General features: G+C 69.1%; 5 protein-coding genes. 3 read left to right on the top strand and 2 right to left on the bottom strand.

From position 1 onward, the window contains the following. The 3 genes from F8M74_RS36880 to moaD form a co-directional block, all read left to right on the top strand. The coding region (locus F8M74_RS36880) for an MXAN_2562 family outer membrane beta-barrel protein (RefSeq protein WP_240462329.1) at positions 1-220 on the top strand (220 nt) is incomplete at its 5' end. 7 nt (positions 221-227) lie between these two features. Beyond that, complete coding sequence (locus F8M74_RS36875) at positions 228-2,060, top strand: PKD domain-containing protein (protein WP_141256466.1); 1,833 nt, start codon at positions 228-230, stop codon at positions 2,058-2,060. A gap of 8 nt (positions 2,061-2,068) precedes the next feature. After that, the gene (gene moaD / locus F8M74_RS38600) at positions 2,069-2,749 is read left to right on the top strand and encodes a molybdopterin converting factor subunit 1 (RefSeq protein WP_141256465.1); all 681 of its coding nucleotides are present in this window, start codon (positions 2,069-2,071) and stop codon (positions 2,747-2,749) included. A 9-nt stretch (positions 2,750-2,758) separates the two neighbouring features. On the opposite strand, the gene F8M74_RS36865 is transcribed toward moaD, so the two are convergent. Together F8M74_RS36865 and cml are read right to left on the bottom strand one after the other, a co-directional pair. Further along, on the bottom strand, positions 2,759-3,562 hold the full coding sequence (locus F8M74_RS36865) for a hypothetical protein (RefSeq protein ID WP_141256464.1): 804 nt from the start codon (positions 3,560-3,562) through the stop codon (positions 2,759-2,761). A gap of 48 nt (positions 3,563-3,610) precedes the next feature. Continuing rightward, positions 3,611-4,873 carry a CmlA/FloR family chloramphenicol efflux MFS transporter gene (cml, locus tag F8M74_RS36860; RefSeq protein WP_141256463.1) on the bottom strand — a complete coding sequence of 421 codons (1,263 nt, stop codon included), beginning with the start codon at positions 4,871-4,873 and terminating at the stop codon, positions 3,611-3,613. Positions 4,874-5,245 lie beyond the last annotated feature (372 nt).

Here is a 5,245-nt window from a genome sequence, read left to right as displayed (position 1 = left end):
GGGCTCGGGCGGCAAGTGGGGCTGGGGCGCGACGGGTGGCGTGGCCTTCTTGCTGGACGTGTTGGAGCCGCGCTTCGCGCGCGACTTCGACTCCGACCTGGGCGTCAACCACAGCTACATCTTCGCCGAGTACACCTATGCGGATGTGGACAACTTCGGCGGGCCGGGGCTGAACCTGTCGAACCGGCGCTGGATGTTCGGACTGGCGCTGGACTACTAAGCGGCTCATGCCGCTCATTCCGCGCCGCCCTGGGTCTCTTGTCGCGCTCCTCCTGATGACGGTCGCCGTGGGCCCCTGGGCCTCCGGCTGCCGTCGCGCGGTGCGGCCGGACCTGGGGCAGGACCGGACGGTGGAGGCGGGCGTGCCGGTCGACCTCGGCTCGCAGCGCGAGGACGCCACCGCCGTCACCTGGGACTTCGGTGACGGCAGCGACGCCCAGACGGCGCCGTGGGTGTCCCACGCTTTCTCCCGGGCAGGCGCCTATACCGTGCGCGCCCTGCACGAGGGCGAGGAGGTCGGCCGCGTCCAGTTGACGGTGGTGCCTCGGCCCGTGCTGCGCGCGGTGCCCTCCAGCGCGCGCACCGTCATGTGGCTGCCCGAGCTGCGCGGCCACGTGGATCCGTTGATGGACTTCTACGCGCGGCTCGTGGGGCCGGAGAACGCGCGGCGGGCCGTGGAGTCATCCCCGCTGCTGCCGCTGCTCTTCGCGGACCTGGAGAACGGCACCGGCTCGGTGGTGGACCCCGACGAGGGCTTCGGCTTCTTCCTGCTCCCGGAGTTCGACGGCGTCGTGACGCTGCTGGGCATCACGGAGCCAGAGGAGGCCCTGAAGGCCGTTGCCGGAGAGCTGGAGCGGGCGGGGCACGGCGTGCTGCCGCAGCCGGATGGCTCCGTCACCGTGGAGCCTGCGTCAGGCGGGCCCCCGATGTTGCTCTTCGAGGACCGAGGCTACCTCTATCTCGCCGTACCGGAGGGGCTGGAGGAGCCCTACGAGGGCGAGTCTCAGCAGGCGCAGGTGCTGGCCATTCCCGACGCGGAAGTGGCCCGCCAGGCGGTGCGAAGCCTCACGGGGCCGGGCATCTCCGAGGACGTGCTTCTGACCGAGCTGCGAGGGAAGGTGGCGAGCGGCAGCGTGTACCTCTTCTCCGGGCTGCAGCCCGGAGTGGCGCCTGATGAAGAAGGCACCCACCCGATTCGGGGCTTCGCCGCGTCGCTGGCGGTGACGCCGGAGCGGATGGACCTGGATGGCTTCCTGTCCTCCTCGACACCGTTGTTCCAGGGCGCCCGCGCGCCCGCGTCGGCGTTGCTGAAGGACGCGGAGCTGGGGCCCATCGCCGCGGCGCAGATTTCCGTGCCGCCCGAGGAGTTGGCTCGGCTGGTGTTCGGTGCGCCGGGCTCCGAGCGTCGCGAGCGCATGGTGGCGTCCTGGCGTCGTGAAGGACTGGATGTGGAGGCGTTGCTCAAGGCGCTGCGCGGCGACGTGGTGCTGCGCGCGTACTTCGACATCCCGGCCTTCTTCCGCAACTTCATCCGGAACAAGCGGCCCGACATCAAGGGCTCCATCGTGGTCGAAGCGGGGCTGACGGCGTCGGAGCCCGTGCGGGCGCTCGTGGCGAAGCAACTGGAGGACTCCGTGCTGCGCTACACGACGCAGCAGGAGGCGAATGGCACGCTCTTCCGGACGCGGATTCGGGATCAGCCGGTGGAGCTGCGCATCACGCCCGAGCGCGCCAGCCTGCTGGCGGGGGAGCTGCTGCAGGGCCGTCCTCGCGGAGACGTGGGCGCCGAGCTGCGGGAGCGCTTCGGTGGTGAGGCCTTCAGCTCGGGCCACGTGTCGATGATGGTGGACCTGGGCCGGCTGCGCGCGGACCTGCGCGCGGCGGAGAAGGTGCCCGGAGTGCCCAGTATGTTGCTCGGGGCGACGAAGGCGCTTTCGGGGGCGCTGCTGGATCGGATTACGCCGCTGGACTCGGGCTTCCTCGACTTCAGCCCGGTGGAGGGCGGGGGCCGGCTCAAGGGACGCCTGTCCTTGCGCGCGGAGCAGGAGGCCTCGCGTTGAGTGGGGGCATGGCGGACGCCGGGAACGTGCGCATCACCGTCCTCTATTTCGCCGCGGCTCGCGAGCGCACCGGGCAGGTGCGTGAGTCCCTGGACTTGCCCAAGGGCTCGCATGTGCGGGACGTGTTGCGGCTGCTGAGCGCGAAGTACGCGGCGCTGGCGCCACTCCTGCCGCACCTTCGTGTGGCCGTGGACCAGGAGTTCGTCGGTCCGGATGCCCCGGTGCGGGATGGGGCGGAGCTGGCGCTGATTCCCCCCGTGGCGGGAGGCGCACCTGGAAAGTTCCTGGTGGTGGACCGGCCCCTGCGGCTGGAAGAGGTGGTGGAGGCTGTCAGCGGGGAGTCGTATGGCGGGCTGGTGACGTTCAGCGGCTCCGTGCGCAACCAGACGAAGGGCCGCCGCGTGTTGCGCTTGGAGTACGAGGCCTACGCGCCCATGGCGGAGAAGAAGCTGGCGGAGATTGGGGCGGAGGCCGCGGAGCGGTTTCCCGGCGTGCGCTTGTCCATCATCCATCGCGTGGGAACGCTGGTACCCGGCGAGCTGGCCGTCGTCATCGCCGCGGCGTCGCCGCACCGGAAGGAGGCGTTCGGTGGCTGCGAGTACGCCATCGAGCGGCTCAAGCAGGACGTCCCCATCTGGAAGAAGGAGTTCTTCGAGGATGGGGAGGTCTGGGTCGGTCTGGGGCCCTGAAGCGCCGCCTCAGCGGACGCGCAGGAAGGCGGGGACCGTGACGTCGTCACCGCCGTCGGGCTGCATGCCGAGCTCTTCATCCGTGAGCGGACGCAGTGGCGTGTCCAGGCCCATGGCCTTGCGGCGCGCGGCTTCCTTGTCGGCGGCTATCTTCATGGCGCGGACCTTGGATTCCTCGATGCGCTGTGGCGTGGGGCCCGCGATGAGGAAGCCCACGGGCAGGCTGAGGAAGAGGATGCTCACGATGATGAGCCAGCCGAAGTCCTTCCACTGGAGCCGGTTGACCTGTTCCTTGACGACGGAGCCTTGGATGCGCAGCGAGAGCTGGCCTTCCGAGATGCGAAGCGTCATGCCCTCCGCGAGCTCCACTGTCGTGCGTCCGTCGTGCTGGCGCAGGTCCGTCTGCGGCACGGCGGCATAGGAGTCGCCTTTGATGGCGCGCTCGGCACGGGCAGCGGGCGGCAGGTGGATGCGCCAGCCCTGAGCGGTGCGCTCGGCGAGCAGGAACGGCTCTTCGGGCAGGGTGAAGCCGTAGAGCGGTAGCGGTGCCGTCTCGTCCGGGGCGGCGTGGACGTTCGAATGCTCCGGCCCATAGCTCCACGCCTCGGACAGGTTGTTGCCCCAGTACAGCTCACAGAAGAGTCCACCGCCTGCCTTGGTGTTCATCGCGGGGGGAAGCATAGGGCCTTGCATGGCTCGCGGCTCCATCATCGTCCAGGAGACGTCTTCCGAAAGACGGCCGACGCCCGGTTGGTCCCTGGACAGCCGGGAGGCGGGCAGGGTTCCGTCCCAGGCGGGAAAGATGGAAACCACCGCCGCGCCGCGGGAGCAGGCCCCCGCGGCGCGGTCTTGGGACGTTTGCTAGGGGGCGTCGGAGCTTTCCGCCATCGCGGATTTCGTCAGGACGCGTTGTTGGCGCTGGAGGCGCTGAAGCGCCGTCAACGTCACCCCTGCCATCAGGGTCGCGTATCCCACCAGGGGCCACGCCGTGTCGCCGTCCAGCAGGACGACCATCAGCGTGCCGAGGACGCCGACGATGAGGCTCTGGATGCAGAAGTAGAGCGCGACCGCCGTTCCCGCCACATCGCCAAAGGCCTGGAGTGCGCCATTCGCGGTGACGGAGACGGAGAACACGATGCCGGCCGCGATGAGCCACATCGGCGCGACGAACGTCCAGAACGACGGCGTTGCAAGGAGCTGTCCGGCCGTCAGGAGCCCCGCACCGAGCAGCAACAGGCCCATGCCCCGCGTAAGGCTACCCGCCAGTCCCCAACTCCCCACGAAGCGCTTCGCGAGGCGGGTCGTCAGAATCATCGCGAGCGCGGCGGTGGCGAAAGCCAGGCTGAACCCGAGCTCGGAGAAGCCGGCCTGACCGATGAGCACCCGGGGCGCCGTGGAGAAGAACACGAAGAAGGAGCCCATGGCCGCGCTGAAGCCCAGGGTGTACGTCCAGAACGTGGCGCTGCGCAGGATGTGCCGGAACGCGGGACGCGACTGGAGTCCCTGCGCCGGGCGCGTCTCGTGCCACCGTGGCAAGGCTTGCAGCAGCGCCGCCGTGGCCAGGACTCCGAGCGTGATGAAGATGGCTCGCCATCCCCAGCGCTGCATGAGCAACGCCCCCGCGATGGGCCCGAGCGCGGGGACGAAGGCCAGCATGGCGCTGAACAGGCTGTAGAGGGTCGCGCTCTCGGGGCGCTCCGCATAGACATCGCGGACCGTCGCGAACGTGGCGACGAGGGCCGCGGATGCCCCCATGGCTTGGACGAGCCGAAGGCCGACGAACATCGCGGCATCCGAGGCCCCCGCGAGCAGGAAGGAGGTGACCGCGAACAGGAGGGCGCCTGTCAGTAGCACTCGCCGCCGGCCGATGCGGTCGGAGACCGGGCCAAACACCATTTGCCCGAGCCCAAGCACCGCCATGTACAGGCTCAAGGTGAGCTGGACGATGGCGGGAGAGGTGTTGAGGATTCCGGGCATCGCCGGAACGACTGGCAGGTAGATGTCCATGGCCAGTGAGGCCAGGAGGTCGAAGGGCGCCATCAGCAACAGCGCTGCTGGCACAGAGTGATTCCACGACGGGGATTTGAAGTCAGGCACGATTGCATCCGCACAAATAAGGAACATCTGGCGGCGCTCTGCCTCTCCACGGGTACCGGGATGAGCTGGGGCAGATGGCCGCGGCAACGATTGACGTGTCGCCGCGGCTCACTCATCTGCGGATACGGTGCCTTCCAATTCGTGGTCTCCCATGCGGCGCGTCTGCGCTCGAAGGTCGGGGCTGGGGCTGGCAATCACGGTGGGGCGGGGCCATCACCCGGCCGTGGCGGGTTGCGACGTGGACGTCGAGTTTTCCTGACGTGACGTGTGGCGCCTGTGCCTCGAACAGGACAGAGGCTCGGTTCGAGGCGTCAGGGCGGAGGGGCCACGGCACCAGGGCTGTATCTTATACACATCTGACGCTGCCGACGATCTTACGCGTGTAGATCTCGGGTGGCG

Source organism: Myxococcus sp. CA023, from assembly GCF_010998615.1.
GTDB lineage: Bacteria > Myxococcota > Myxococcia > Myxococcales > Myxococcaceae > Myxococcus.
This window is presented reverse-complemented; position numbering and strand designations above follow the sequence as displayed.